At 53.7% G+C, this 26,337-nt stretch carries 27 protein-coding genes, 1 tRNA gene and 3 pseudogenes; 10 read left to right on the forward strand and 21 right to left on the reverse strand.

The genetic code is table 11. From position 1 onward, the window contains the following. Positions 1–174 precede the first annotated feature (174 nt). Together dnaG and rpoD are read left to right on the forward strand one after the other, a co-directional pair. Positions 175–1,920: a DNA primase gene (gene dnaG, locus GBC03_27225; protein ID QFS73649.1), complete on the forward strand. Its 1,746-nt coding sequence runs from the start codon at positions 175–177 to the stop codon at positions 1,918–1,920. A 171-nt stretch (positions 1,921–2,091) separates the two neighbouring features. Then, the gene (gene rpoD, locus GBC03_27230) at positions 2,092–3,939 is read left to right on the forward strand and encodes an RNA polymerase sigma factor RpoD (GenBank protein ID QFS73650.1); all 1,848 of its coding nucleotides are present in this window, start codon (positions 2,092–2,094) and stop codon (positions 3,937–3,939) included. Positions 3,940–3,984: 45 nt separating this feature from the next. On the opposite strand, the gene GBC03_27235 is transcribed toward rpoD, so the two are convergent. Further along, a complete protein-coding gene (locus GBC03_27235) occupies positions 3,985–4,491 on the reverse strand; it encodes a G/U mismatch-specific DNA glycosylase (protein ID QFS73651.1) in 507 nt (168 codons plus the stop codon). 125 nt (positions 4,492–4,616) lie between these two features. Between GBC03_27235 and GBC03_27240 the strand changes: the two genes are divergently transcribed. Then, positions 4,617–4,692 (forward strand) — tRNA-Ile (locus GBC03_27240). Positions 4,693–4,794: 102 nt separating this feature from the next. Here the strand turns inward: GBC03_27240 and GBC03_27245 are convergent. The 16 genes and pseudogenes from GBC03_27245 to GBC03_27320 form a co-directional block, all read right to left on the reverse strand. Further along, the gene (locus GBC03_27245; GenBank protein ID QFS73652.1) at positions 4,795–5,643 is read right to left on the reverse strand and encodes a DUF4942 domain-containing protein; all 849 of its coding nucleotides are present in this window, start codon (positions 5,641–5,643) and stop codon (positions 4,795–4,797) included. 63 nt (positions 5,644–5,706) lie between these two features. Then, complete coding sequence (locus GBC03_27250) at positions 5,707–5,910, reverse strand: DUF957 domain-containing protein (protein ID QFS73653.1); 204 nt, start codon at positions 5,908–5,910, stop codon at positions 5,707–5,709. A 29-nt stretch (positions 5,911–5,939) separates the two neighbouring features. Further along, positions 5,940–6,431 (reverse strand): hypothetical protein, encoded by a 492-nt coding sequence (locus GBC03_27255; GenBank protein QFS73654.1) that lies wholly within the window; start codon positions 6,429–6,431, stop codon positions 5,940–5,942. Further along, complete coding sequence (locus tag GBC03_27260; GenBank protein ID QFS73655.1) at positions 6,428–6,805, reverse strand: toxin CbtA; 378 nt, start codon at positions 6,803–6,805, stop codon at positions 6,428–6,430. The genes GBC03_27255 and GBC03_27260 overlap by 4 nt, the downstream gene beginning before the upstream one ends. 50 nt (positions 6,806–6,855) lie before the next feature. Beyond that, the gene (locus tag GBC03_27265; GenBank protein ID QFS73656.1) at positions 6,856–7,215 is read right to left on the reverse strand and encodes a type IV toxin-antitoxin system YeeU family antitoxin; all 360 of its coding nucleotides are present in this window, start codon (positions 7,213–7,215) and stop codon (positions 6,856–6,858) included. 23 nt (positions 7,216–7,238) lie between these two features. Then, entirely contained in the window at positions 7,239–7,460 is a 222-nt protein-coding gene (locus tag GBC03_27270; GenBank protein QFS73657.1) for a DUF987 family protein, read from the reverse strand. Positions 7,461–7,480: 20 nt separating this feature from the next. After that, on the reverse strand, positions 7,481–7,960 hold the full coding sequence (radC, locus tag GBC03_27275; protein QFS73658.1) for a DNA repair protein RadC: 480 nt from the start codon (positions 7,958–7,960) through the stop codon (positions 7,481–7,483). Between the two features lie 11 nt (positions 7,961–7,971). Then, positions 7,972–8,415 carry an antirestriction protein gene (locus GBC03_27280; GenBank protein ID QFS73659.1) on the reverse strand — a complete coding sequence of 148 codons (444 nt, stop codon included), beginning with the start codon at positions 8,413–8,415 and terminating at the stop codon, positions 7,972–7,974. Between the two features lie 30 nt (positions 8,416–8,445). Further along, on the reverse strand, positions 8,446–9,267 hold the full coding sequence (locus tag GBC03_27285) for a DUF932 domain-containing protein (GenBank protein ID QFS73660.1): 822 nt from the start codon (positions 9,265–9,267) through the stop codon (positions 8,446–8,448). A 98-nt stretch (positions 9,268–9,365) separates the two neighbouring features. Next, positions 9,366–9,597, reverse strand: a pseudogene (locus GBC03_27290) (DUF905 domain-containing protein). A 71-nt stretch (positions 9,598–9,668) separates the two neighbouring features. Further along, positions 9,669–10,118: a hypothetical protein gene (locus GBC03_27295; protein ID QFS73661.1), complete on the reverse strand. Its 450-nt coding sequence runs from the start codon at positions 10,116–10,118 to the stop codon at positions 9,669–9,671. Then, positions 10,115–10,570, reverse strand: a complete 456-nt coding sequence (locus tag GBC03_27300; GenBank protein QFS73662.1) for a hypothetical protein — start codon at positions 10,568–10,570, stop codon at positions 10,115–10,117. Before GBC03_27300 ends, GBC03_27295 begins: the two co-directional genes overlap by 4 nt. A gap of 38 nt (positions 10,571–10,608) precedes the next feature. Then, positions 10,609–11,244, reverse strand: a complete 636-nt coding sequence (locus GBC03_27305; protein QFS73663.1) for a hypothetical protein — start codon at positions 11,242–11,244, stop codon at positions 10,609–10,611. Then, on the reverse strand, positions 11,241–11,954 hold the full coding sequence (locus GBC03_27310) for a WYL domain-containing protein (protein ID QFS73664.1): 714 nt from the start codon (positions 11,952–11,954) through the stop codon (positions 11,241–11,243). The genes GBC03_27305 and GBC03_27310 overlap by 4 nt, the downstream gene beginning before the upstream one ends. A gap of 41 nt (positions 11,955–11,995) precedes the next feature. Further along, positions 11,996–12,184 (reverse strand): hypothetical protein, encoded by a 189-nt coding sequence (locus GBC03_27315; protein QFS74144.1) that lies wholly within the window; start codon positions 12,182–12,184, stop codon positions 11,996–11,998. Positions 12,185–12,214: 30 nt separating this feature from the next. Then, the gene (locus GBC03_27320) at positions 12,215–13,090 is read right to left on the reverse strand and encodes a GTP-binding protein (protein ID QFS73665.1); all 876 of its coding nucleotides are present in this window, start codon (positions 13,088–13,090) and stop codon (positions 12,215–12,217) included. Positions 13,091–13,369: 279 nt separating this feature from the next. On the opposite strand from GBC03_27320, the gene GBC03_27325 reads away from it, so the two are divergent. The 6 genes and pseudogenes from GBC03_27325 to GBC03_27350 all read left to right on the forward strand — a co-directional run bounded on the left by GBC03_27325 (position 13,370) and on the right by GBC03_27350 (position 21,541). After that, positions 13,370–13,753: a transposase gene (locus GBC03_27325; protein QFS73666.1), complete on the forward strand. Its 384-nt coding sequence runs from the start codon at positions 13,370–13,372 to the stop codon at positions 13,751–13,753. Beyond that, positions 13,750–13,977, forward strand: a pseudogene (gene tnpB / locus GBC03_27330) (IS66 family insertion sequence element accessory protein TnpB). Before GBC03_27325 ends, tnpB begins: the two are co-directional and overlap by 4 nt. Next, a pseudogene (locus tag GBC03_27335) lies at positions 13,974–15,179 on the forward strand (IS66 family transposase). Before tnpB ends, GBC03_27335 begins: the two co-directional pseudogenes overlap by 4 nt. Positions 15,180–15,547: 368 nt before the next feature. Next, entirely contained in the window at positions 15,548–18,310 is a 2,763-nt protein-coding gene (locus GBC03_27340) for a lactate dehydrogenase (protein ID QFS74145.1), read from the forward strand. Between the two features lie 14 nt (positions 18,311–18,324). Further along, positions 18,325–20,370 carry a DEAD/DEAH box helicase gene (locus GBC03_27345; protein ID QFS73667.1) on the forward strand — a complete coding sequence of 682 codons (2,046 nt, stop codon included), beginning with the start codon at positions 18,325–18,327 and terminating at the stop codon, positions 20,368–20,370. After that, positions 20,363–21,541 (forward strand): GIY-YIG nuclease family protein, encoded by a 1,179-nt coding sequence (locus GBC03_27350; GenBank protein ID QFS73668.1) that lies wholly within the window; start codon positions 20,363–20,365, stop codon positions 21,539–21,541. Before GBC03_27345 ends, GBC03_27350 begins: the two co-directional genes overlap by 8 nt. A gap of 281 nt (positions 21,542–21,822) precedes the next feature. On the opposite strand, the gene GBC03_27355 is transcribed toward GBC03_27350, so the two are convergent. Beyond that, on the reverse strand, positions 21,823–22,839 hold the full coding sequence (locus tag GBC03_27355; GenBank protein QFS73669.1) for an IS5-like element IS5 family transposase: 1,017 nt from the start codon (positions 22,837–22,839) through the stop codon (positions 21,823–21,825). Here GBC03_27355 and hdeB point away from each other — a divergent pair. Continuing rightward, positions 22,838–23,167 (forward strand): acid-activated periplasmic chaperone HdeB, encoded by a 330-nt coding sequence (gene hdeB / locus GBC03_27360; protein ID QFS73670.1) that lies wholly within the window; start codon positions 22,838–22,840, stop codon positions 23,165–23,167. The genes GBC03_27355 and hdeB overlap by 2 nt on opposite strands. A gap of 51 nt (positions 23,168–23,218) precedes the next feature. Here hdeB and GBC03_27365 read toward each other — a convergent pair whose 3' ends face one another. The 3 genes from GBC03_27365 to GBC03_27375 are packed head-to-tail and all read right to left on the reverse strand — an operon-like array spanning position 23,219 to position 26,337. Then, positions 23,219–24,022 (reverse strand): MIP family channel protein, encoded by an 804-nt coding sequence (locus GBC03_27365; GenBank protein ID QFS73671.1) that lies wholly within the window; start codon positions 24,020–24,022, stop codon positions 23,219–23,221. 53 nt (positions 24,023–24,075) lie between these two features. Further along, positions 24,076–25,899 carry a diol dehydratase reactivase subunit alpha gene (locus GBC03_27370; GenBank protein QFS73672.1) on the reverse strand — a complete coding sequence of 608 codons (1,824 nt, stop codon included), beginning with the start codon at positions 25,897–25,899 and terminating at the stop codon, positions 24,076–24,078. A gap of 12 nt (positions 25,900–25,911) precedes the next feature. Beyond that, positions 25,912–26,337: a glycerol dehydratase small subunit DhaB3 gene (locus GBC03_27375; protein QFS73673.1), complete on the reverse strand. Its 426-nt coding sequence runs from the start codon at positions 26,335–26,337 to the stop codon at positions 25,912–25,914.

Consider the following 26,337-nt stretch of genomic DNA (forward strand, 5'->3'; position numbering starts at 1 on the left):
AATGCGCGGCTTATTTTCGTTTATACACGTCATCATTCAAGCTGCCTCTGCGTTGGCTGCGCTCGCTCACCCCAGTCACGTACTGATGTACGCTCCTGAGGATTCGCTCTCTTGCCGCCTTGATGCAACCTGAATGATTTTGTGTATATGAGTCATAAAAAATAAACGGGGCATATGGCTGGACGAATCCCACGCGTATTTATCAATGACCTGCTGGCAAGAACCGACATCGTCGATCTCATCGACGCGCGGGTAAAGCTGAAAAAACAGGGCAAAAATTATCACGCGTGTTGTCCGTTCCATAACGAAAAGACCCCCTCTTTCACCGTAAACGGTGAAAAACAGTTTTATCACTGCTTTGGATGCGGCGCGCACGGCAACGCTATCGACTTCCTGATGAACTACGACAAGCTCGAGTTCGTGGAAACCGTCGAAGAACTGGCGGCTATGCATAACCTTGACGTCCCGTTTGAAGCAGGCACAGGCCCCAGTCAGATAGAGCGCCATCAACGGCAAAGCCTGTATCAACTGATGGATGGCCTGAACACGTTTTATCAGCAATCTCTGATGCAACCCGCCGCTACCCCTGCGCGCCAGTATCTGGAAAAGCGAGGACTCAGTAGTGAAGTGATCGCGCGTTTTGCTATTGGCTTTGCGCCCCCCGGTTGGGACAACGTCCTGAAACGGTTTGGCGGCAATAGCGAAAATCGCCAGTCACTGGTGGATGCGGGTATGTTGGTCACCAACGATCAGGGACGCAGTTACGATCGCTTCCGCGAACGGGTGATGTTCCCCATCCGCGATAAGCGTGGTCGGGTGATAGGTTTTGGCGGTCGTGTGCTGGGTGATGCTCTACCGAAGTACCTCAACTCCCCGGAAACCGATATTTTCCATAAGGGCCGCCAACTGTATGGCCTTTATGAAGCGCAGCAGGATAACGCCGATCCGCAACGTTTGTTAGTGGTGGAAGGCTATATGGATGTGGTGGCGCTGGCGCAGTATGGTATTAACTATGCCGTGGCTTCGCTGGGCACCTCAACCACCGCCGATCATATTCAGCTCCTGTTCCGCGCCACGAACAACGTTATTTGCTGTTATGACGGTGACCGTGCAGGACGAGACGCCGCCTGGCGCGCGCTGGAAACCGCACTGCCGTACATGACGGATGGTCGTCAGCTACGCTTTATGTTTTTACCTGATGGCGAAGACCCCGATACGCTGGTGCGTAAAGAGGGGAAAGCGGCATTCGAAGCCCGGATGGAGCAGGCCCTGCCGCTCTCCGCGTTTTTGTTTAATAGCCTGCTGCCGCAGGTGGACCTGAGCACACCGGACGGTCGAGCGCAGTTGAGTACGCTGGCGCTACCGCTCATCACTCAGGTACCGGGTGAAACGTTACGCATTTATCTGCGACAGGAATTGGGCAACAAGCTTGGCATTCTGGATGACAGCCAGCTTGAACGATTAATGCCAAAATTGTCCGAAAGTGGGACTTCCCGACCCGCTCCGCAGCTAAAACGCACGACCATGCGTATACTGATAGGACTGCTGGTGCAAAATCCGGAACTGGCGCCGCTGGTGCCCCCGTTAAGCGGCCTGGACCAGAATAAGCTGCCTGGACTTGGCTTATTCGCAGAACTGGTCAACACTTGTTTGTCCCAGCCAGGGCTAACCACCGGACAGCTTTTAGAACACTATCGTGGCACAAATGATGCGGCCACCCTTGAAAAATTGTCGACGTGGGACGATATAGCAGATAAGGATATTGCTGAAAAAACCTTCACCGACTCACTCAACCATATGTTTGATTCGATGCTTGAGCTGCGCCAGGAAGAGCTAATCGCCCGCGAGCGCACACACGGTTTAAGCAGCGAAGAACGCCGGGAGCTCTGGACACTGAACCAGGAACTGGCGAAGAAATGAATTGAAACAGACAAAAGTATTTAACGGCTTAAGTGCCGAATAGCGATCGGGAAGCCCCCGACAGCCGCACTGAGAGGCAGCGGCCACAAATATAAGTACGCCCTCGCTTTAAATGTTGGCAGCAACGGCTTGCTGACTCTAATCAAACGAATTAAGTGTGGATACCGTCTTATGGAGCAAAACCCGCAGTCACAGCTGAAGCTTCTTGTCACCCGTGGTAAGGAGCAAGGCTATCTGACCTATGCCGAGGTCAATGACCATCTGCCGGAAGATATCGTCGATTCAGATCAAATTGAAGATATCATCCAAATGATCAACGACATGGGTATTCAGGTGATGGAAGAAGCACCGGATGCCGATGATCTGCTGCTTGCTGAAAACACCACCAGTACCGACGAAGACGCGGAAGAAGCGGCTGCGCAAGTTCTGTCCAGCGTAGAGTCTGAAATCGGTCGTACCACTGACCCGGTTCGCATGTACATGCGTGAAATGGGTACCGTTGAACTGTTGACCCGCGAAGGCGAAATCGATATTGCGAAACGCATCGAAGACGGGATCAACCAGGTTCAGTGCTCCGTTGCCGAATATCCAGAAGCTATTACCTATCTGCTTGAGCAGTACGATCGCGTTGAAGCTGAAGAAGCCCGTCTGTCCGATCTGATCACCGGTTTTGTCGATCCAAACGCGGAAGAAGATCTGGCCCCTACCGCCACTCACGTCGGATCTGAGTTATCTCAGGAAGACATGGATGACGATGAGGACGAAGACGAAGAAGACAGCGACGACGACAGCAGCGATGACGACAACAGCATCGATCCTGAGCTGGCGCGCGAGAAGTTCGGCGAACTGCGTACGCAGTACGAAGTCACGCGTGACACCATCAAAGCGAAAGGTCGTAGCCACGCCGATGCCCAGACTGAGATCCTGAAGCTGTCTGAAGTATTCAAGCAGTTCCGTCTGGTACCAAAGCAGTTTGACTACCTTGTGAACAGCATGCGCGTCATGATGGACAGGGTTCGTACCCAGGAACGTCTGATCATGAAGCTCTGCGTTGAGCAGTGCAAAATGCCGAAGAAGAACTTCATCACCCTGTTCACCGGCAATGAAACCAGCGAAACCTGGTTCAATGCGGCTATCGCGATGAACAAGCCGTGGTCCGAAAAACTGCATGATGTGGCCGATGACGTTCACCGTGGTCTGCAGAAACTGCGTCAGATTGAAGAAGAAACCGGCCTGACCATCGAGCAGGTCAAAGACATCAACCGTCGCATGTCCATTGGCGAAGCGAAAGCGCGTCGTGCGAAGAAAGAGATGGTTGAAGCAAACTTACGTCTGGTTATCTCTATCGCCAAGAAATACACCAACCGTGGTCTGCAGTTCCTGGATCTGATTCAGGAAGGCAACATCGGTCTGATGAAAGCGGTCGATAAGTTTGAATACCGTCGTGGTTACAAGTTCTCCACCTATGCAACCTGGTGGATCCGTCAGGCGATCACCCGCTCTATCGCGGATCAGGCGCGCACCATCCGTATTCCGGTGCATATGATTGAGACCATCAACAAACTCAACCGTATCTCCCGCCAGATGCTGCAAGAGATGGGTCGCGAGCCGACGCCGGAAGAGCTGGCTGAACGTATGCTGATGCCGGAAGACAAGATCCGTAAAGTGCTGAAGATCGCCAAAGAGCCGATCTCCATGGAAACCCCGATTGGTGACGATGAAGATTCGCATCTGGGTGATTTCATCGAGGATACCACCCTCGAGCTACCGCTGGATTCTGCCACAACCGAGAGCCTGCGTGCGGCAACGCATGACGTGCTGGCTGGCCTGACCGCGCGTGAAGCGAAAGTCCTGCGTATGCGTTTCGGTATCGATATGAACACCGACCACACGCTGGAAGAAGTGGGTAAACAGTTTGACGTTACCCGCGAACGTATTCGTCAGATCGAAGCGAAGGCGCTGCGTAAACTGCGTCACCCGAGCCGTTCTGAAGTGCTGCGTAGCTTCCTGGACGACTAATCCCGTCGCACAAACAACAAACGCCACCTTTCGGTGGCGTTTTTTTTACATTCCGCGCACGATCAGCGCTTCATCCAGTTCCCTGAATGCTTCCACCAGTTTATCCAGCGTAATGCGGCTCAACCCGCTGGTATTCGGCAACACCCACACCTGCGTTGCGCCAATGGTTATGCTCTGTTTTCCCCACTGTACGCCGCGCTGGCTGAAGCCTTGCTCAAATGCCTGCTTACCCAGAATCGCCAGGGCATGCGGTTGGTACTGCTCAATTTTGACAATCAGGCTACGTCCACCGTCGTGCAACTCCTGACGCGAGACTTCATTGGCCTGCACCGTTGGCCTGTCAACCAGTTTGGTGACACCGCAGCGAAAATCCAGCAGGTGTTCTGCCTCTTCGGGTTTGAGCTGGCGCTCGGTAAAACCGGCCTGATGAATCACCTTCCAGAAACGGTTCGCCGGATGTGCAAACGGAAATCCCGTCCCGGCAGAAGAAAGCCCCGGATTGATGCCGCAGAACACGACCCGCAACCCTGGCGCTAAAATGTCCTTAACCATAACGACTCCACTACATAACATCGTAAGAAAAGTATAACGGATTGAAAATACGTTGTTTAATAAAACAGCATACGTACGGTTATGGCTGGATTGCACGCCGGAGTTACTTTATAATTCACCGCCACGGCCCCTTAGCTCAGTGGTTAGAGCAGGCGACTCATAATCGCTTGGTCGTTGGTTCAAACCCAACAGGGGCCACCAAATAAAACAAGGAGTTAGATGAGAAATCGTCTGACTCCTTTTTCTTTGGATGTGATTTGGGTCAGGTAATGGGTCAGGTAAGGAATTGCCTCTCAGCGCTCTTCATCTCGCTGACAGCGCTCCCGGATAGTGCCGGGCAATGATGTCATTCAGTTTATCGAGCAGTTCAGGCCGCTTAAAGTTGATGTGCGCGGTTCCTTTCTGAAAATACTTGATTGCAAACATCTCATCCTCGTAACGATTACTGTGTCGGTTTGTATGAATATGATCACTAAGACGACGTGTGACGTCGGCGCGGTTGTCGGGAATGGGCTGACCATCAAGGAGCATCAGCATGCGCTCAAGGTCGGCTAACCGATCCCGTTGCCAGCCCCAGTTCAGCCCAAATCCCCATCTGTCACATTTGACTAGTCCCGTAACAATGATTTTTGTGCCAAATTTGCAGGGACTATTGGTCTTATAGTTCCAGGATAGCCCCTTAAATACATTGATTACTCCTCGCTCAAACACCTCACCTTTGCTCTGATGCAGTTGCTCAAATGTGCTCAGAATGTTGGCTTCGCTAACAGCCGGAATATCCTCCCCTTCAAGGTTTTTGTACCACTCATCACGGGCCTGAGCATCCATCAGGCTTAGCATCCCCGATTTCTTCATCAGGTCTTTCCAGATACCACGATCAATATTGTGGGTGATCGCCTTCATCGCGGTTTCAGGTTTCTCCATCAGCCAGCAGTCGTAACGGTATTGCCGCACTCCCCATTCATTCGATTTGCCCCCGCCAATACTGTCGGTTAGTGTAGAAATATCACTAAGCTGATGGATAAGGATTTCTGTCAGGCTCAACGCTGCATTACGTCCGGTAACAATGCGCTCAATGCTGGTGGAGCAAATAACATCAGTGTGATCGGTTAATACCTCAGGTTCAATTGTGCTCATATTCAGGGACTCCATAAATGCACAACACCAGCCGGTTTACGGGCTGGCGCATATGCAGGTAGTGTGTGAAATGGTGGGTTATTTCGTCTTTGCGTCTTGCAGAAGTTGAAGATGACGGAGGTCACTGACATCTTTAAGCGCCTTTTCAATCCATGGCAGCAGCGCTGTCGAATCCGTCCTGTCTTCGTCGTTGTCGAAGATAATCTCGCTGCCGCAATCGATGTTGTCCTGCAGCCAGCGAATCAAAATATCGAGAGCGGTTTCAGTGGTCAATTCCGGCATGTGAAAACCTTGCGGTGATTGAGGTGGGGTTACCAGTCGAAGGTGGCAAAGCCCGGCAGCACTTCGCCAAAGGCATCCAGATGAACAATGCCAACGGCGTAGCGACGGATAAGCGTCACCACTAACCGGCGGCATGCTTTCGACAGGCCGAGACGTTTGAGATGCAAGACCGGAAACGACCATGCGCCAAGGTAGAGCAGATAACCCGAGCCGGTATAGCTAATCCATTCCGACTCGCCAAAGTCTTCATGCTGGTGTGCAAGGGTAAACAGCAGAGCATTGTCTTCCGCCGTGATATGCGCGGTGCTGCACTGGATGCCATTAACGCGCGCGAGGGGTGGCAGCGGATCTTCAACAACCAGCTTTCTGGGCTCGTCAGCAACACGCAGGGAATACCCGTTATCACAGACCACATCAATCAGCGCAGCTAGTTCAATGCCATCAATATCCACGGCGATCCGGCCCGCATTCAGAGCCAGTACGTTGAGGGTATCGGCTTCTACCGTCAGGGACAGCTTCATGGCTGCACCTCCCGGTATTTACCGGTGGTGATGTCGGTCACCGTTCTGTAATCGTTTCGGGTCATCAGTCCGGTGGCTTTGCGGGCGCGGAGAATATCGATACTGCTGAGAAGAGGCGACTGTGTTTCTGCGTTAAAACCGCGACGGTCGGTTCGTACCAGATCGTATTTCTCCACGATAAAATTCACCGCGTCGCACAGTGAGATACCGGCGTCGATATGCTCCTGAATCACGCCATCGTTGCCGAACGGAGTGTCGTTGAGTGTCAGACCGTAGTGACGATCCAACAGGTGGCTCAGAAGCCGTTGCCAGATCTCCACCGGTGACGGGCGTGGTGTAGCCTCCTGAGTTGAGGATAGTGGTTGGGTTTGCATAGTGGGATCTCTTTGTTGATGGGTAAAACGAGGGTAAGTAGTAAGAAGCTTTATGCGGTTGCCGCTGGTGTCGGATAAATCGCCAGGTATACGTAACCATGCGAGCCGAGGGAGTCGGCCTCGCAGGTCAGCCCTTTTGCATAGAGCGTGACACAGTGCTGATGGCAGGGATTGAGTTCACCGCTGGTGAGCATCAGTTCAAGCTGTTTGAGCAGCAGTGGAAATGCCTGGTCGAGATACCGTAAATCAGCGTCGCTGAACTGTCCGGTGATGTTGGCCCGGTCAGCGAGATAATGCAGACGGTTGCCCGCCTGTACCAGCCGTGCGCCAAAACAGGGCGTGATACTGCGTTTAAGCCCCCACCAGGGTTCAGTGATATCGTGGTTTACTGTCGGTATTTCATTCGACAATTTTAGCCTTCCTTAAACGTGTGTTAATTCAGCGTGACGCTGCGTAATACGACATAGGGGCCGTTGCGGCTCTGACGGCGTTCAGCGAAGACCGCGAGCACACCGCTGATATCCTGAACCTCCTGTCCGGCGTAGTGGCAGATGCTGCCAGACCATTTGTATTTACCCGTGCAGAAGGGAAACAACCGGGACTGCGGATACTGGCGGTATATCGCCATCGCCTGACGTTTACTGATAATTTTCATTGGGTTATTCTCCTGTTGTGCTACAGCCAGCCACGATCTGCAAACGAGGTGATCTCCATGCCGCCGACCACCAGGTGGTCCAGCAGGCGGATATCAACCAGGTCCAGCGCCTGCTGAATACGCGTAGTGACCTGACGGTCTGCCTTGCTGGGTTCAGCCTCCCCGGAGGGATGGCTATGGGCGACAATAACAGCGGCGCAGTTATGCTTCAGACCGGCCTTCACCACTTCGCGGGGATGGACCTGCGTATGGTTGATGGTGCCGGTAAATAGCGTTTCGTGGGCTATCAGGCGATGCTGGTTATCGAGAAAGAGCGCGGTAAACTCTTCCCGCTCCAGTGACGCGAGCTGCAGGCGCAGCCAGTCGCGGACGGCATGGCTGGAAGTAAATGATGCGCCGGTTTCACGTAGCTGGCACTCCAGCAGAGATAAGGCTTTCCAGACTGTCTGCTGGTCGGCAAGGGCTAATTCACGGGCAAACAACGGTAACTGTTGCTCCATAGCGGCTGACCTCAGTCGATGATGTGCATGATGGCGTTGCATTCCGCGTGGTTGAGCGCGAAGTCCCGCAGGCGGTAGTAGTGCTCCGTCATGGCGTCGCATTCGGTACGGCAGGCATGGTGGCTGTAAGCCATCAGACAGACCGCAATCCCTGCAGCTTCGGCACTCATGTCACCGCCGTTGCCGTTCATCGTGTTAAACAGCGACCAGAGTTCATCGTTCTCCACTTCCGGGGCCATAAACGCGCCGCCGTTGCTCAGCGTGTAAAAATTCCAGATGCCGCCGCTGTAGTCCGTGCAGAAGCGGTCCATCCACGCGAAAACGGTGGGTTCAAGGATTATCCACTGCGGTATGCTGCCGAAGTACTGCGACCAGAAGCCGATGCGTAACTCGTCAGGGACCACCGAGGCAGTAATTGCGGTATGCTCCGCAAACTGATGATTTTGTGTATTCATTAAACTATCTCCTTATGCCGGAACTGTTGTTTAACGCCCGAAAAAATCGAGCATGTTTTCTGCCATAACCCACAGGGCGCGATTAAGCTTCACATCGCCATCAATACCGGTAACAGCACGGGTGCGGCTGCTTTTCCCCTGAGCGGTTCGCCCCGACAATCCACCTTTCATCAGGTTCTCCTGCACGCGCTGGTATACGGTCCACAGGTCATCGCTGTAGTCCTCCCGGCGACGTGGGGTCAGCAACTGCGATACCGTGACCGGCTGGTGCTCCTCACCAAATCGATACTTCAGTGCGGCATTTGCCAGCGCGTGACGGGCCGGGGCTGGTAACGCCAGAGACTGCATTGCATCACGCTTCTCCTCCACCCGGTCAAACACACCGAGCACTTCGTAAGCCCCTTCAATCACCTTCTCAACAACATTCCCTTTATGCGGTACCCGCACTTCTCCGAATGACTGACCGCAGACCAGGCCATTGGTACAGACGCCGCGAAATAACCCCGGCAGCATCTGGTAGCTTGATGAGCCGTCATGGCTGTTAAGTAGAATGATTTCCGGCACCTGATGGCCGGTAAGTTGACCGGCACGACGCAGGCGAAGCATGTGTTTGGTGTGCTCCCTCTTGCTCTGGTCGCGAACCTTTGTCTGGCAGGCAAAGAACGGCTCAAAGCCTTCACGCTGCAGGCTTTCGAGGATGGTGATGGTCGGGATGTAGGTATAACGGTCTGAACGAGATTCATGCTTGTCACTCCCGAACACGCTGGGAACATGACTCATCAGCTCTTCGTGGGTCAGAGGCCGGTCACGACGTATCTGGTTTATACGGCCAAAGCGGCTGGCTAATCGCATGGGTAACTCCTTATGCAGTGGGTAAAAAGACAAAAGGCCACACTTCCCGAAGGAGGTGTGGCCTGACTTTGTTTATATCGATGATGTGCTGGTGGTGGTTATGCAGGAAATTTGCGGATGCCATCACGAGTGATATACCGGTTCAGCCAGTAACCGGCATCCGACTCAAAGTTCCAGGCTCGCCAGACCATGCGACACTCATGACGGATAACCAGACGGAAATGTGTCCCCTTGCTAATCCTCTATAGCAACACTGGTATATTGAGACGCAACCACCTCTGCCTGCTGACGCGTAAATGGCCCCTCAGGTAATTCAGTAAGTTCAGTCATACTGGCTCCTTAAAACAAAAAGCCCCTGTGGCATAAGCGACAGGGGCTGAAACGGACGAGTAATGATGGCATCAGGATGTCTTACCTCCGGCAACCGACACCGGTAGTGGGTGATAATACTGCGGATCAAACACTGACAGCGGCAGGTCAGTCTGGTAACCATCAGAGGCTTCCGTTGCCTTCATGATTTCGACGGAACTGACGTTTTCCACGCATTCGTTCTCCAGCGAGGCTTCCTGAGAGCGAGTGGCATCGCTGTCGCCAAATGCAGCCACTGCCATATTCCCCATCGCCAGCGTGTTCCCCCCTTTATCTTTCAGACGCAGGGAAAGTGTCAAAGGCCCGAATCCTTCACCACTTCCGCCGTTGTCCAGGCGAAACTGCCAGACGCAGACATTGCCTGGCACCCAGACCATGTCTGTGTTGCGGATACTGATGTAACGCTGTTCTTCGGCCTGAGCCGGTGACAGCAGACAAAGACTCAGAGCGAAAACTGAGATAACGCCTTTCAGCTTCTTCATGGATTTTTCTCCTGATTCTCCGGCAGATAGAGTTTTCCCATTTCCTTGCCATCGTGCGAATACACCACCGATTTTTCACCCGTATAGCTGTCGGTTTCAATCCTGAAACTCAGGGTGATATTGTCCGCAAGGCACAGGGCTGCCATCAGTGGTTGTACTGTTTTCTGCTGCATGTCAGCAATGTAGTAATAATTGCCTGACTCACAGCCTTCCGGTGACTGGCGGGTTTTCATCACCGTATATTGCGGTGTACCAAAGGCATCCTTCTTTACCCATTCCCGGGCAATATCGGATTTATGCGAGACAACCTTGCTGAACGGTGGTGGAGTCAGGTCCTTAAACCTGGCTATCGCTTTCACGCCAGCATCTTCCTTGCTGTCACAACCGGAAACACTGATAGCACTGATAACGGCCAGAACAGTGACAACAATACGCGGGTATGTTTTTTTCATGACGTTGATCCCTTGCTGATAATATCGTTTTGACTGCGTCAGCAGTTACCGGTACGACGGCATAGCTCAGCAAGACTCTGCTGTGCCACCCACTGTTGCAGTTCCCTGTCTTTTTCAGTACGCCGGGCTGCAAGCGCTGCCTGCTGCCGTTTGTTAACACAATTGTCCTTTACCATCATCATGACTTCCGGCGTGAACTGTTTTTTGAGTTCAGCCGCTTTTTCATCAACATTTTCAACGGCGGGATACTGGTAGAGCAGCTTGTCTTCAACGGCTGTCCAGTAGTTAGCCATCCGGTCATCAACGACAGCGAAATAACAGCCCTGACCTTCATTATTGCCCTGATAAATAATCCGGAGATGTAGCGGATATTCGTCACGGGGTTTTATATCAATGTATCTGACCGTCAGGGATTTTTTGTCTGCCAGATAAAGCGAGCCTCCATCTCTGCTGCGAAGAAAAAAGTGATTCGTCCAGGGATAATTGTCGAGTACAACCGCCTGATAGAGTGCGTTATGCATATGGTTATCATCGTATCCATCAGCGGATGTCCAGCCATCTGCCTGCATGTACTGCCAGGCCTTAACTGAACCCACGATATTTTCTGCGATGGCCGGGGTCACAGAGGTAATGCAGAGGCTGGCGGCCAGCGCCGCCGAGGTGAGTAATTTCATGCCTGTTCCTTATGGGTAAGCTGCCCGTAACTGCCGTCAGCGAGTAGTGAATGAAAAACATGAAAATGAGGTAACGCCTGTAAAAAATCCGGGTGTGACAGAATGCGGGTGAAATGTCCGTCTGGTGTGAAGGTTTCCGCGTGAAACGTCACGGAGTGAACTGTGTGCAGTGCAAAAACGGTTATCCGGGCAAGGTGTTCCCCCACCAGAAACCACTCACCGCCGCTGAAAATCAGCCGGTAGGGGGCAAGGTTGTCGCAACGGCATCCGTCAGCCAGCAGGGTTATCCTCCGCTGCTCTGATACTGCCCTGACCAGTCGCGTGAAGATGCCTGGCCGGGAAGACGGTACGGATGCCCCCTGATGCCAGATAAGGCATGGCGAGGAGTCCTTGCTACTCAGCAATGAACTGACCAGATGGTGATCCATATCAGGAAACAACGCGCCAGTGCCTGACTGACGGGCAAACTGCATTGCGGCCTCCTCCTGAATCTCCTGACGGCCTCCGGTCAGCAGACGGCAGCAGCCATCCTGATATTCGAGGTCGAGATAAATCAGACGCTCGCGGAAATCACGATGTAGGGTACGCTCCGAGACGCCAAACTCCGCCGCCAGTTTGCGCATATTCAGCGTTTCCCCCGCAAGCAGACGGCTGATAATCAGCGACAGCCGGACAGACAGGCGGTCATAACGACGCTCAGCCTGAGACATGTATTATCTCCGTGTCGGGTAAGTAGTTAATTAAGAAGGTATTACTGTAAAGGATGAGACTGACAGGTTGTGTCCGTTATACGTAGCGAAACGCCTGGCGCGAAAAGGCCGTATGGATGCCCTGTCGGCAGCAGTAACGTGCTTATGACTGGTGGTATCTTTTGCTGGTGCAGACAGGTTATGTCTGCCACATAAAAATCATCTACCGGGTGGTGAATAAACAGAGTAATCCACCACTAACCTGATAACCTTTTACTCATTCAGAAGAAAATCCAGTCCCAGACCGCGCGGGCCACCGACACCACAGTATCACGCACGGTACGAATCACAGTCTTCAACGGCGCAGGCAGAAACGATGATGATTCTGCCGTATCAAACACCCGGCCCACGGCCTCACCGAAGCCATCACGGGCCTGCGACTTTACCGGCTCCGTGCAGAGCCTCCCGTGCAGCTGTGTCGCCACCGGGCTGGTGGCGCGGTCCGGCAGACAGCGCATCATGGTCGCCACCATCTCTTCAGTACCCCAGCCGCTACAGGCAGATACCACACAGACCGGATGATGCGGTTTAAACATCGCGCTAATGGCAGCCTGCTTTTCCTGAAGGTTAGTCCATTGCTGTGCAGAAGGCGTGCTGGTGCGAGCCTCCCATTCATGGCAGGGTTCTATTTTGTCGGCCTGATTCAGCACGAACAGCACCTGCTGCTGGTAAGGTTGCATCACCCCGTGCCAGAAATGTTCATCCACCGACAGCGCCCGGTCGTCGGCTTTAATGACCCACAGCACCAGGTCCAGTTCCGGCAGCATACGCCGGTACAAGGCACGGTATTCATGGTCCCGTTGCCCGTTTTCTCCCACACCCGGTAAATCAACAATCACCAGACTGTGACGACCACTGCGCAGCCGGAAGCGCAGTATGTCGCGGGTGCAGGCGTTCACATCACTGACGGCGGAGACTTTCCCCCGAAAGAGTTCGTTACAGAGCGACGACTTACCGGCACCACTCTTGCCCATGATGCCAATCACCGGCTCGTAGTGGGTCAGATTCTGAATACGTTCAAGAATAAGCTGGCGAAGCGTATCGGGAAGCGACGCCAGCGGTTTTTCCAGGGCCTGAAGGCCATCAGTTTTATTCATACAGGGTTCTCAGCGTGAAAAACAAAAATTCCCGCGCTCCGGTCAGGGAGGCGGGGGATTCACGGAGATAATATCTATCTGAATTTATTTAGAATATAAGCAGGCTCATGTAACTGTAGCAGTGTCAACTTTACATCACAGCTCATGTTGGCTGGTGGTATTTTGCCAATAATAGACATTTACGCTTGGGTTTAGAGTAAGCGTTGTCTCAAAAACGTCTGGCTCTGAAACCACTATCCTGTAACTTAAGCCCCCGCTTAATTTGCAGGTGGACACCTAATGCGCGCCAAAGAAAGACTTCCCCGAAAACGATATTCCCCTGAGTTTAAAATGGAACTGGTCAGGCTGGCACTTGAAAAAGAAGGAAGTGTTGCTGCGCTGGCCCGACAACATGATGTCAATGACAACCTGCTCTTTAAATGGATAAGGCTCTGGCAACGTGAAGGGCGGGTCTGCCACCCACGGAAAAACGCATCGTCGCTTCCTGCTCTCATACCCGTGCAATTTCGGGCAGAGCCATCTCCCCCAACGCCCGAACCGCCATCCTGTTCACCTCAGACTGCCTGTCACATAAAATGTCGGGGCGGAGATATAACACTGACTCATCCCTCAACTGAACTCATCACCACTGTCCTGCGCGAACTGATGCGAGGGACTGTATGATAAATCTTCCTGCAGGCACTAAAATCTGGCTGGTTGCCGGTATCACCGACATGCGCAACGGCTTCAACGGGCTGGCGGCAAAAGTGCAGACGGCACTGAAAGACGACCCGATGTCCGGCCAAGTCTTCATCTTCTGGGGCTGCAGTGGCAGTCAGGTAAAATTGCTGTGGTCTACCGGCGACAGGCTGTGTCTGCTGACCAAACGGCTGGAGCGTGGTCGCTTCGCCAGACCCGCACCCGTAAACCGTTCCCCGAATCACTCCCTCGTGACGAAAAACGGCTGTTGTCGGCGGCATCATGCTGCCCGGACTGTGGCGATTCACTGCGCTGGCTGGGTGAAGATACTGCTGAACAGCTGGAGCTGATGCGCAGCGCCTTCCGTGTTATCCGGACCGTGCGGGAAAAACACGCCTGTACAAAATGCGACGCTATCGTGCAGGCCCCCGCGCCTTCACGTCCCATCGAGCGGGGTATCGCCGGAGCGGGGCTGCTGGCCCGGGTACTGGGCTCAAAGTATGCAGAGCATACCCCGCTGTACCGCCAGTCTGAAATATATAGCCGCCAGGGTGTGGAACTGAGCCGCTCCCTCCTGTCGGGCTGGGTGGATGCATGCTGCAGGCTGCTGTCACCGCTGGAGGAGGCGCTTCGGGGCTATGTCCTGAGCGACGGCAAACTCCATGTCGATGATACCCCGGTCCAGATGCTGCTGTCGGGCAATAAGAAGACGAAGTCCGGGCGATTGTGGAAGTACGTTCGTGATGACCGCAACGCCGGGTCAGCAGTCGCACCGGCGGTGTGGTTCGCTTACAGCCCGGACAGAAAAGCCATCCACCCGCAGACCCATCTTGCCGGCTTCAGGGGAGTGCTGCAGGCGGATGCGTATGCAGGATTCAACGAGTTGTACCGCGGTGGCCAGATAACGGAAGCCGCCTGCTGGGCTCACGCCCGCCGTAAAATCCACGATGTGTACGCCCGCACGCCGTCGGCGCTGACGGAGGATGCCCTGAAGCGTATCGGCGGGTTGTATGCCATCGGGGCGGAAATAAGGGGAATGCCGGCGGAGCAACGTCTTGCTGAACGTCAGCAGAAAGCGAAACCGCTGCTGAAATCCCTGGAAAGCTGGCTGCGTGAAAAGATGAACACCCTGTCACGACACTCAGAGCTGGCGAAAGCGTTCGCGTACGCCCTTAACCAGTGGCCGGCCCTGACGCACTATGCAGGCAATGGCTGGACAGAAGCCGATAACAACATCGCTGAAAAGGCGCTGCGGATGGTCAGTTTGGGGAGAAAAAACTGGCTGTTCTTCGGCTCAGACCACGGAGGTGAGCGTGTAGCGCTGATGTACAGTCTGATCGGGACGTGCAAACTAAACGGCGTGGATCCAGAAAGCTACCTTCGTCATGTGCTTGACGTCATAGCTGACTGAACAGTCAACCGGGTCAGGGTCAGCGGGGAAAACCATATTCGGTGCAACCTTAATACGTTTTAAGAAAACCATAAATAAGAACGGAAGTTACTCACATGCGAGCGTCTCATATACCATGAATTTAGCAGTCTTTAATTGGCTGAAAATATGTATATTTTATCGAAAATATCTCAATGCTAAAATTCTCGCCATAAATACATAATAGGGCTTTCTGAAACGTGGATCTGAGACTGAATCAGCTACAGCGCTGGGTTCTATTCTGTTAAACTTACGGTCAAAAATTTCCAAGAAAACCTAGGATATGACATGAGTTCACTGCACACCAGTAGCAGCAGGGCGGTCACATGCCAATGGAGAACTGTAAGCAAATGAACGCCGTAGAAATTGAACAAGCCATCACGGATCTTGCAGAGCAACCCTTTGATCCCATAGAGTTTCCTTATGCTTTCCTTGAAGCCTTTGGTAACAAGGAAACGACTATCAAACGCTTGCGAGCCGGAGCATCGAATAAGTCCGATTTGGGCGGCGTTCTTCAGACCAATAACATTCACATTTTGGCTAGTGAAGAAGGGCAAGTAACACAAATGCTTGCTTCACTCAAGGCCAGCCCGGCAACAGGCAAGGCCAAGGCCAAATTCATCCTCGCCACAGATGGAAAAGACTTCGAAGCTGAAGACCTCATCAGCGGCCAGACTGTCGCTTGTGCCTTTAAAGACTTTCCCGATCACTTCGGTTTCTTTTTGCCACTGGCAGGTATCAGCACTGTTCGGCAGATCAGCGAAGACGCCTTTGACATCCGGGCTACAAGCCGCCTGAACCGCCTTTACGTTGAACTGCTGAAAGACAACCCTGAATGGGGTACTGCGGAGCGTCGTCATGACATGAATAAGTTCATGGCGCGTCTAATATTCTGTTTTTTTGCTGAAGATACTGACATATTCATAGGCAAGGGGCGCTTTACTGACACCATTGCACAGATGAGTGAGCGCGATGCTTCTAATATGCACGAGGTCATCGGCACGCTCTTTCGTGCTATGAACACTCCAGACTATGAGCGTGCCGCAGTAGGTATTCCGCGCTGGGCTGCAGAATTTCCATATGTTAACGGCGCTTTGTTCTCAGGTACGGAAGAGGTGCCGCGCTTCAGCCGTATCGCGCGCTCCTACCTGCTTCACGTTGGCAATCTGGACTGGACCAGAATAAATCCGGACATATTCGGCTCGATGATTCAAGCAATTGCCGAAGATGAAGAGCGCGGTGAATTAGGGATGCACTACACTAGTGTTCCCAACATCCTGAAGGTACTGAACCCACTATTCCTCGACGAACTGCGTTCAAAGCTGGAAGATGCGGGCGAAAATCCACGCGCTTTGCTCAATTTGCGCAAGCGTATCGCCCGTATACGCATTTTTGATCCAGCCTGTGGTTCGGGCAACTTTTTGGTCATTGCTTATAAAGAAATGCGTGCCATTGAAGCTGAGATTAACTGGAGGCGAGGCGAACCTGATCGCCCATCTGATATTCCGGTCACAAATTTTCGTGGCATTGAGCTGCGCGACTTCCCGGCAGAGCTCGCCCGCCTTGCGTTGATTATCGCAGAATACCAGTGTGATGTACTCTATCGTGGGCAGAAGTTGGCCTTGGCCGAATTCTTGCCACTACGCAGCGAGAATTGGATCACTTGTGGAAATGCGCTGCGGATCGATTGGTATAGCTTAATGGATGTGAGTGGCTCAGGAGTTAAGGTGGTTTCAGACGATATCCTGCAAACTCCACTTGATCAAGCTGAAATCGAGTTTGAACATGAAGGCAGCGAAACATATATCTGTGGAAACCCTCCTTATAAAGGAACCAAAAATCAATCCGCTGAACAGAAGGCAGATCTATTGTTTGTCTTTTCTAAATATCCTAGAACTTTCAAAGTGCTCGACTACGTGAGCGCATGGTTCGTGAAAACTGCGGAGTACCTCTCCCATGTAAATGGAGCAGCCGCTTTCGTCAGTACAAACTCGATTTGTCAAGGGAACCAAGTTCCTGTGCTGTGGCCACTGATAATGGGACTAGGTGTCAGGATCTCGTTCGCGTACACATCTTTCAAATGGTCTAACCTTGCAACCCACAATGCTGGTGTAACAGTCGTTGTAATTGGGTTGACGCGTAGTTTTGGAACGAAGTGTAGATTATTTGAGCATCAAGGTGAGGGAATAGTCGAGAGAGAGGTAGATAATATCAATGCCTACTTGGTTCCAAATGCAGACATCTTTATAAACAAGAAATCTGATCCTCCTCCTGGCTGCGCCCCGATGGTACTTGGTAATCAGCCATACGAAGGCGGTCATCTAATTTTCGATAGTAAGGGGATTGAAGCCCTTTGCATCCCAAAGGATGTTCGAGAGACGATCACGCGCAAAATCTTAGGTTCGAGCGAGGTAATTAACGGTAGCGAGAGATACTGTCTCTGGATTGAGAATGAGAATTTTGCGCTGGCCACATCGTTTCCAGCAGTCTCAGCGCAGATCAATAAAGTCAAAGAATGGCGCTTAAAGAGCGAGCGGCAGGCAACGCGTTCTATGGCCACTCGACCGCATCAGTTTTGTGAGATGAAGTGTGGAAATCAGTCGGTAATAATTGTTCCAATCCGGAGTTCTGAGAATCGGGAATACCTTCCCGTGGCTCTATTCGATGAGCGGACTACAGTAAATAACCTTGCTTATTCGATCTATGATGGATCTTTGTTTAATTTGGCACTAATAGCATCAAGATTGCATCTAATCTGGATTAGCACCGTCTGTGGAAAGCTAGAAACACGATTTAGTTACTCAAACAAAATGGGTTGGAACACTTTTCCGGTGCCAATGCTTACAGATAAGAATAAGGAAGACTTAACACGCTGTGCCGAGGACATTTTGCTGGCGCGAGAACATCATTTCCCAGCAACAATTGCAGAGCTGTATGACCCCGAAAATATGCCCGCTGATCTACGTGCCGCGCATGCTCGCAACGACGAAGTGCTTGAACGCATCTACATCGGCCGTCGCTTTAAGAATGATACCGAGAGGCTTGAGAAGCTGTTCGACCTCTATATCAAGACGGCCACCTCGGCTGTACCGGCTAAGGGAAAAAAGAGTTAAGAAGGAGCCAACATATGAGCGTCAAGATCAATTCAGTACCATCCGTTTCCGTTACTTATGCACGCAACGGAGCATCGACCAAGGCTAATGCCCTTGGGATGCGCCCTATGCAAGAACGGGCCTATGAGAAGCGCGGAGAACAATATCTTCTCATAAAGTCGCCGCCCGCCTCTGGCAAGAGTCGTGCGCTGATGTTCGTCGCACTCGATAAACTCGCAAACCAGGGGATCAAACAGGCAATCATTGTCGTGCCGGAAAAATCTATTGGCGCGAGCTTCAACGATGAACCACTATCGCAGTTTGGATTCTGGGCTGATTGGCATGTCGAACCTAAGTGGAACCTATGCAACGCGCCCGGTAACGACAACGGTGGCAAGGTAAGAGCTTTCGGCTCTTTTCTTGAAAGTAGCGACAAGGTGCTTGTTTGCACACACGCAACCTTTCGCTTCGCGGTCGATGCCTACGGCGTAGAAGCGTTTGACGATCGCCTGATCGCCGTCGATGAATTCCACCATGTGTCAGCTAACCCGGATAACAAGCTTGGTCAGCATCTGGGGCAGTTCATCGCGCGTGACAAGACACACATCGTTGCCATGACCGGCTCCTACTTCCGGGGTGATGCGGAGGCCGTTTTGGCTCCTCAGGATGAGTCCAGGTTCGATACCGTCACCTATACCTACTACGAACAACTCAACGGTTACGAATACCTCAAGCAACTTGACATCGGCTACTTCTTCTACAGTGGCTCCTACGTCGATGACATCCTTAATGTCCTCGATCCTGACAAGAAGACCATTATCCATATACCCAACGTCAATTCGCGCGAGAGCACGAAGGATAAAATTAAGGAAGTGGAACATATTCTTGGCGCGCTTGGCGATTGGCAAGGTGCGGATCCTGCGACAGGTTTCCAGTTAGTCAAATGCCGCGATGGCCGAATGTTGCGTATCGCTGATCTGGTGGACCCAACTAGCCAAGGCAAGATTCAGGAAAGCCTTCGAGCTGTAGAAATGAAGACAGACCGTGATTATGTGGACATCATTATTGCACTTGGTATGGCGAAGGAAGGTTTCGACTGGATCTGGTGCGAACATGCGCTGACTGTGGGCTACCGTGCTAGCCTGACTGAGATCGTGCAGATTATCGGTCGCGCCACTCGTGACGCTCCGGGTAAAACCCGCGCGAGATTTACTAACTTGATCGCCGAGCCGGACGCTGTAGAGGGCGCAGTTACTGAGGCAGTCAACGATACCTTGAAAGCTATCGCGGCGAGCTTGTTGATGGAGCAGGTACTGGCTCCGCGCTTCGAGTTTAAGCCCAAGAATCCAGAAAGCGGCCCGACTCCAGGCTTTGATTATGGTGATGGAGGATATGACCCGGATAGCTGCAATTTTGGTGTTAATGAGCAGACAGGGACGTATCAAATCGAGATTAAGGGACTTGCCGAGCCCAAGAGCAAAGAAGCGGCACGCATCTGCCAGGAAGATTTAAACGAAGTGATCGCGGCCTTTGTGCAGGATAAGCCCGCCATCGAACGAGGTCTGTTCGATGAAGAGCTGATCCCTGAAGAGTTAACACAGGTTCGTATGGGTAAGATCATCAAAGAAAAGTATCCTGAACTTGATGCTGAAGATCAGGAGGCTGTACGTCAGCATGCTATCGCCGCCCTTAACCTCACGCAGCAGGCCAAGCGTATTGTCAACGGCGAGAACGATGGGACGCTCAATACTGCCCTTATTGACGGAGTGCGTCGCTTTGCGATGGACGTACGCGATTTAGACATAGACCTTATCGACCGCATCAATCCCTTTGGTGAAGCCTACGCCATACTTGCTAAGACAATGAGCGAAGATAGCTTGAAGCAGGTCGCGGCGGCCATCTCGGCCAAGCGTACCTCGATCACGCCTGAAGATGCCAAAGTGATCGCCAAGCGTGCTGCTGAATTTAAACGTGAACGTGGGCGACTCCCATCGTTAACTTCGGCGGATGCCTGGGAAAAGCACCTTGCAGAAGGTGCAGCCGCGTTTATGCGTTTTAGGGCGGAGGGACGTTATGAGTAATTCTGATTTAGACGATTTGGCGGCAGAACTTGCTGAATTTGCACCACCGGAGAAGAAAAAAGGACGTCCAGCCAGCGAGGAACGCATCATCGCAGGTTTTGAGGAAATCCAGCGCTTCGCTGACCAACATGGACGTGCGCCGCAACACGGCGAAGAGCGTGAGATCTTTGAGCGCCTCTATGCAGTGCGGCTCGACCGGCTACGCAGTCTCCCAGACTGCCGTGCCTTGCTAGAGCCGCTGGATTATCAGGGCTTGTTGGCCGGAGGGGGGGATGGAGCGGAGTCAGCGGACGAATTTATCGATATCGATAATTTGGCTGCCGAACTGGCGGATGTTACCAGCGAGGACGATATCACAGTCTTGCGTCATGTTCGTGCTAGCGCCGAAAAGCGTGCTGTACAAGGGATCGCGGATCGCAAGCCGTGCGAGGATTTTGATACATTCAAACCGCTATTTGAACAGGTGCGCAGTGATCTAAGTTCAGGGTTAAGAGTGACCCGACCTTTTGGACAGTATGCAACGATTGAAGTGGGCCATTGGTTCATCCTGGATGGTCAAACGGCTTATGTGGCTGAGGAAGGTGAAGAGTTCGATTCGCCACAGGGGAAGAAAGATGCTCGGCTGCGTGTCATTTACTCGAATGGTACGGAAAGCAACCTACTTCGGCTGTCACTGGTTCGTGCTTTGTATAAAGACGAAACAGCACGCCGAATTACCGATCCAGACATGGGGCCTTTATTCAGCGATGCTCTAGAAGAGAGCGATCTAGAAAGTGGCACCATTTATGTGTTGCGTTCGCTATCTGATAACCCTTATGTAGCTGAACATCGTGATGTCATTCACAAGATTGGAGTTACTGGCGGCAAAGTTGAGGCGCGTATTGCCAATGCGGAACACGATTCCACCTATCTGTTAGCGAAGGTCGAGGTGGTAGCTTCATACAAGCTTGCAGGCATCAACCGCACCCGGATGGAAAACCTGTTTCACAGGTTGTTTGCACCCGCAAGGCTTAACATTACCATTAACGACCGTTTCGGCCATCCAGTACAGCCCGAGGAATGGTTTCTCGTTCCGTTATTCGTTATCGATGAGGCTGTTGCACGTATTAAGGATGGTAGCATCATTGGGTATGTTTATGACCCCATGTCTGCGAAACTGGTGAAGGCATAGTGAAGTGACACACTGAATTTGGCCACCTGTTCTGAGGTGATATACTCACCTCAGAACAGCACAGGAAAAAAGATACTGATTTGAATGTGCCTATACTTTGCGATGTGAGGATCAATGAATAGTAACCTGACCAAGGGAAGGTGCGAATAAGCGGGGAAATTCTTCTCGGCTGACTCAGTCATTTCATTTCTTCATGTTTGAGCCGATTTTTTCTCCCGTAAATGCCTTGAATCAGCCTATTTAGACCGTTTCTTCGCCATTTAAGGCGTTATCCCCAGTTTTTAGTGAGATCTCTCCCACTGACGTATCATTTGGTCCGCCCGAAACAGGTTGGCCAGCGTGAATAACATCGCCAGTTGGTTATCGTTTTTCAGCAACCCCTTGTATCTGGCTTTCACGAAGCCGAACTGTCGCTTGATGATGCGAAACGGGTGCTCCACCTTGGCCCGGATGCTGGCTTTCATGTATTCGATGTTGATGGCCGTTTTGTTCTTGCGTGGATGCTGTTTCAAGGTTCTTACCTTGCCGGGGCGCTCGGCGATCAGCCAGTCCACATCCACCTCGGCCAGCTCCTCGCGCTGTGGCGCCCCTTGGTAGCCGGCATCGGCTGAGACAAATTGCTCCTCTCCATGCAGCAGATTACCCAGCTGATTGAGGTCATGCTCGTTGGCCGCGGTGGTGACTAGGCTGTGGGTCAGGCCACTCTTGGCATCGACACCAATGTGGGCCTTCATGCCAAAGTGCCACTGATTGCCTTTCTTGGTCTGATGCATCTCCGGATCGCGTTGCTGCTCTTTGTTCTTGGTCGAGCTGGGTGCCTCAATGATGGTGGCATCGACCAAGGTGCCTTGAGTCATCATGACGCCTGCTTCGGCCAGCCAGCGATTGATGGTCTTGAACAATTGGCGGGCCAGTTGATGCTGCTCCAGCAGGTGGCGGAAATTCATGATGGTGGTGCGGTCAGGCAAGGCGCTATCCAGGGATAATCGGGCAAACAGGCGCATGGAGGCGATTTCGTACAGGGCATCTTCCATGGCACCGTCGCTCAGGTTGTACCAATGCTGCATGCAGTGAATACGCAGCATGGTCTCCAGCGGATAGGGCCGTCGGCCATTGCCCGCCTTGGGATAAAACGGCTCGATGACTTCCACCATATTCTGCCATGGCAAAATCTGCTCCATGCGGGAGAGGAAAATCTCTTTTCGGGTCTGACGGCGCTTACTGCTGAATTCACTGTCGGCGAAGGTAAGTTGATGACTCATGATGAACCCTGTTCCATGGCTCCAGATGACAAACATGATCTCATATCAGGGACTTGTTCGCACCTTCCCTAAAGCACTCGTATTGACCGTGGCGGCTACCACATTCTGTCTGATGACCAGCCCGGCGTTCGCGGTTGAGGAAACCACGCCGCAGAATATGACCTGTCAGGAATTTATGGATATGAACCCAAAAAGCATGACCCCGGTGGCCTTCTGGGTAGTGAATCGCAACACCGACTTTAGCGGCGGCGACTATGTTGACTGGCATGAAGTCGAGACCGTTTCGGTACCGAAAATGCTGCAGGAGTGCCACAAGAACCCCGCCGCTAAACTTGGCGATCTCAGCGCGGTCATCAAAAAATAACCCCCCCGGCATCAGGCCGGGGAAACCCGCCGCGCTGCGGCGGGTCCCGCTTTACTCATCGATACCGCATTCGCACGGCAGAAGGCGGCCGATAAGCTTGCGATACAAAAACGCCCCGATAATCGCCCCCACCACCGGCGCCAGCAGCGGCACCAGAAAGTAAGGGATCGCCAGCCCACCGGTAAAGGCGATCGAGCCCCACCCGGCCAGACTGGTAAACAGTTTTGGGCCGAAGTCGCGCGCCGGATTCAGCGCAAAGCCGGTTAGCGGCCCCATCGACGCGCCGATCACGGCGATCAGCAAGCCAATCAGCAACGGCGCCAGCGGCCCGCGCGGAATTCCGTTGCCGTCGTCGGTCAGGGCCATGATCATCGCCATCAGGATTGCCGTGATGGTGGTCTCAACGGCAAACGCTTGTATAAAAGTGATATGTGGATGCGGGTACGTGGAAAAGACCCCGGCCAGGTTAAGGCTGGCGGCAGTGCCGCGCACGATATGCTGACTCTGTTCAAGATCGAGAAACAGCTGGCGATAGAGCCCATACACCAGCGCGGCGGCGCAGAAGGCCCCGGCCGTCTGGGCAACAATAAACGGCAGCACCTTGCGGCGTTCAAAACAGGCGAACAGCCACAGGGCAATGGTCACCGCCGGATTAAGGTGCGCGCCGGAGACACCGGCCGTCAGGTAGATGGCCATGGCGACGCCAAGGCCCCAGATAATACTGATCTCCCACTGACCAAAGCTGGCCCCGGCGACCCGCAGCGCAGCGACGCAGCCCGCGCCGAAGAAAATGAGCAATCCGGTGCCAAGAAACTCGGCCACGCACTGCCCGGTTAAGGTAGAAGTCTGGTTCATTATCGGCATCCTGAAATAGCACGTTAAAGAGAGAGGCTGGCGCGAGCGCCCGTTTAATTCGCCTGACCGGCCAGTAGCAGCCCGGTGGCGACCGCATTGCGCGGCCCTTCTGTTCCCCGAATATTGCCCTGCCCGGCGACTACGCCATAGTGCGACAAGGCTTCCGTGATAAGCTGCGGGATCTCAAAGTCCAGCGATGAGCCGCCCACCAGCACCACAAAGGCGATATCGCGAATGGAACCGCCGGGTGAGACCTGGCGCAGCGCGCGCAGGCAGTTGGTGACAAACACTTTCTCTTTCGCCTGCCGGCGCACGAGACGAATTTTTTCCAGCGGGCTGGCGTTATCGATCGGCACCAGTTCGCCCTCCTTGATGTACACCACTTTGGCGAACACCGCCGGGCTGAGGGCTTCCCGAAAGAACTCCACCGCGCCATTCTCGTGACGAATACTGAACAGGCTTTCCACTTTGGCCAGCGGGTATTTTTTTATCGCTTCCGCCAGCGAAAGATCCTCGAGGCCCAGCTCGGTTTTAATCAACAGGCTGACCATATTCCCCGCCCCGGCGAGATGGACCGCCGTTATCTGCCCCTCCGCGTTGACGATCGCCGCATCCGTCGAGCCGGCGCCGAGATCGAGGATCGCCAGCGGCGCCGCACAGCCGGGAGTGGTTAACGCCCCGGCGATGGCCATGTTGGCCTCCACGCCGCCCACCACCACCTCGGTCTGCAGTCGGGCGCTCAGTTCGCGGGCGATAACCTGCATTTGCAGACGGTCCGCTTTCACCATCGCCGCCATCCCGACGGCATTTTCCATGGCGCACTCGCCGGCCATCCCGCCCTGCACCTTGCGCGGAATAAACGTATCCACCGCCAGCAGATCCTGGATGTATATCGCGCTCATCTCATGGCCGGTCAGGGACGCCATTACCTTGCGCACCCGCTCAAGCATGCCGCCGGCGTGAGTGCCCGGTTCGCCGCGGATGTCGCGTACCGGAGCACAGGCGCTCATCGCCTGCATGATGGCTTCCGCGCCCTCGGCGACATCGGCCTCTCCGCGGCGCTTTTCGCCGCTAATGTAGAGGTTGCCCGCCGGGATCACCCGCGACTGCACGTCCCCCTGCGGGGTCTTGAGCACCACCGCTGAACGGTTGCCAATCAGGGCGCGGGCGATGGGGACGATGGCCTGGGTCTCTTCCGGGCTTAGCCCGAAGAAGGTGGCGATCCCGTAGGGATTCGACAGGATCCGCACCACCTGGCCCGGCGCGGCCACTTCCACCGCCGCCATCACCCCCTCGGGGACCTGCTCCAGGAGCGTCACTTCATCTACCACCGGCAGGGTTTTACGCAGGCGGTTGTTCACCAGCACGCCGTCGTCCTTTTTGAGGATCGCCGCCACCACGTTGATCCCCCGGTCGAGCGCCTCATTGAGCCACCACACGGCGTCAAGGAAATCGACGGCGTCGTCAATCAGTACGATCCACCCCTCGGCATACTGCGCCGCCGGCAGCGTCGCCAGCCGCCCGAGGGCGATAGTCGTCCCCACGCCAACGCCCACCCCGCCCGGCGTCTGCGGGTTATGACCGATCATGGTCGATTCGGTGATAATGGTCTCGGTGATGGTCTCCATCGCCACATCGCCAATCACCGGCGCGGCTTCGTTAAGATAGATGCGAGAGACATCGCTCATCGACCACGGTGTTTTCGCCAGGGCCTGCTCCAGCGCGGCGAGGGTCCCGGCGATATTGTCCCGCGTCCCTTTCATGCCCGTCGTCGCGACGATCCCGCTGGCAACAAACGCCCTCGCCTGCGGGTCGTCGGACGCCAGCGCCACCTCGGTGGTGGCGTTGCCGATATCAATCCCGGCTATTAACGGCATGCTGACCTCCGCTTAGCTTCCTTTACGCAGCTTATGCCGCTGCTGATACACTTCCGCCGACTCCCGGACAAAGGCGGCATTCACTGTCGCATGCCAGGTGTGCTCCAGCTCGTCGGCGATCGCCAGCAGCTCCGCCTGCGAGGAGCGGAACGGGCGCAGCGCGTTATAGATAGCCAGAATGCGCTCGTCAGGAATGGCGATAAGCTCCGCCGCGCGGCGGAAATTGCGCGCCACCGCATGGCGCTGCATCTGCTCAGCAATCTGCGCCTGGTACTCAAGGGTCTGGCGGGAGATCCGCACATCCTGCGGGCCCACCTCGCCAGAGAGCACCTTCTCGAGGGTAATATCGGTCAATGGTTTGCCGGTAGGCGTCAGGATATGCTCCGGGCAGCGGGTGGCTAACGGATAATCCTGCACGCGCATGGTTTTCTCGCTCAT

The organism is Citrobacter telavivensis, assembly GCA_009363175.1.
In the GTDB taxonomy this organism is placed as follows: Bacteria; Pseudomonadota; Gammaproteobacteria; order Enterobacterales; family Enterobacteriaceae; genus Citrobacter_A; species Citrobacter_A telavivensis.

Bases quoted from the DNA above. Each gene is read 5' to 3' on its own strand.
- dnaG (QFS73649.1), top strand. From the start codon at position 175: ATGGCTGGACGAATCCCACGCGTATTTATCAATGACCTGCTGGCAAGA.
- rpoD (QFS73650.1), top strand. From the start codon at position 2,092: ATGGAGCAAAACCCGCAGTCACAGCTGAAGCTTCTTGTCACCCGTGGT.
- GBC03_27235 (QFS73651.1), bottom strand. From the start codon at position 4,491: ATGGTTAAGGACATTTTAGCGCCAGGGTTGCGGGTCGTGTTCTGCGGC.
- GBC03_27245 (QFS73652.1), bottom strand. From the start codon at position 5,643: ATGGAGTCCCTGAATATGAGCACAATTGAACCTGAGGTATTAACCGAT.
- GBC03_27250 (QFS73653.1), bottom strand. From the start codon at position 5,910: ATGCCGGAATTGACCACTGAAACCGCTCTCGATATTTTGATTCGCTGG.
- GBC03_27255 (QFS73654.1), bottom strand. From the start codon at position 6,431: ATGAAGCTGTCCCTGACGGTAGAAGCCGATACCCTCAACGTACTGGCT.
- GBC03_27260 (QFS73655.1), bottom strand. From the start codon at position 6,805: ATGCAAACCCAACCACTATCCTCAACTCAGGAGGCTACACCACGCCCG.
- GBC03_27270 (QFS73657.1), bottom strand. From the start codon at position 7,460: ATGAAAATTATCAGTAAACGTCAGGCGATGGCGATATACCGCCAGTAT.
- radC (QFS73658.1), bottom strand. From the start codon at position 7,960: ATGGAGCAACAGTTACCGTTGTTTGCCCGTGAATTAGCCCTTGCCGAC.
- GBC03_27280 (QFS73659.1), bottom strand. From the start codon at position 8,415: ATGAATACACAAAATCATCAGTTTGCGGAGCATACCGCAATTACTGCC.
- GBC03_27285 (QFS73660.1), bottom strand. From the start codon at position 9,267: ATGCGATTAGCCAGCCGCTTTGGCCGTATAAACCAGATACGTCGTGAC.
- GBC03_27295 (QFS73661.1), bottom strand. From the start codon at position 10,118: ATGAAGAAGCTGAAAGGCGTTATCTCAGTTTTCGCTCTGAGTCTTTGT.
- GBC03_27300 (QFS73662.1), bottom strand. From the start codon at position 10,570: ATGAAAAAAACATACCCGCGTATTGTTGTCACTGTTCTGGCCGTTATC.
- GBC03_27305 (QFS73663.1), bottom strand. From the start codon at position 11,244: ATGAAATTACTCACCTCGGCGGCGCTGGCCGCCAGCCTCTGCATTACC.
- GBC03_27310 (QFS73664.1), bottom strand. From the start codon at position 11,954: ATGTCTCAGGCTGAGCGTCGTTATGACCGCCTGTCTGTCCGGCTGTCG.
- GBC03_27320 (QFS73665.1), bottom strand. From the start codon at position 13,090: ATGAATAAAACTGATGGCCTTCAGGCCCTGGAAAAACCGCTGGCGTCG.
- GBC03_27325 (QFS73666.1), top strand. From the start codon at position 13,370: ATGCGCGCCAAAGAAAGACTTCCCCGAAAACGATATTCCCCTGAGTTT.
- GBC03_27340 (QFS74145.1), top strand. From the start codon at position 15,548: ATGAACGCCGTAGAAATTGAACAAGCCATCACGGATCTTGCAGAGCAA.
- GBC03_27345 (QFS73667.1), top strand. From the start codon at position 18,325: ATGAGCGTCAAGATCAATTCAGTACCATCCGTTTCCGTTACTTATGCA.
- GBC03_27350 (QFS73668.1), top strand. From the start codon at position 20,363: ATGAGTAATTCTGATTTAGACGATTTGGCGGCAGAACTTGCTGAATTT.
- hdeB (QFS73670.1), top strand. From the start codon at position 22,838: ATGATCTCATATCAGGGACTTGTTCGCACCTTCCCTAAAGCACTCGTA.
- GBC03_27355 (QFS73669.1), bottom strand. From the start codon at position 22,839: ATGTTTGTCATCTGGAGCCATGGAACAGGGTTCATCATGAGTCATCAA.
- GBC03_27365 (QFS73671.1), bottom strand. From the start codon at position 24,022: ATGAACCAGACTTCTACCTTAACCGGGCAGTGCGTGGCCGAGTTTCTT.
- GBC03_27370 (QFS73672.1), bottom strand. From the start codon at position 25,899: ATGCCGTTAATAGCCGGGATTGATATCGGCAACGCCACCACCGAGGTG.
- GBC03_27375 (QFS73673.1), bottom strand. From the start codon at position 26,337: ATGAGCGAGAAAACCATGCGCGTGCAGGATTATCCGTTAGCCACCCGC.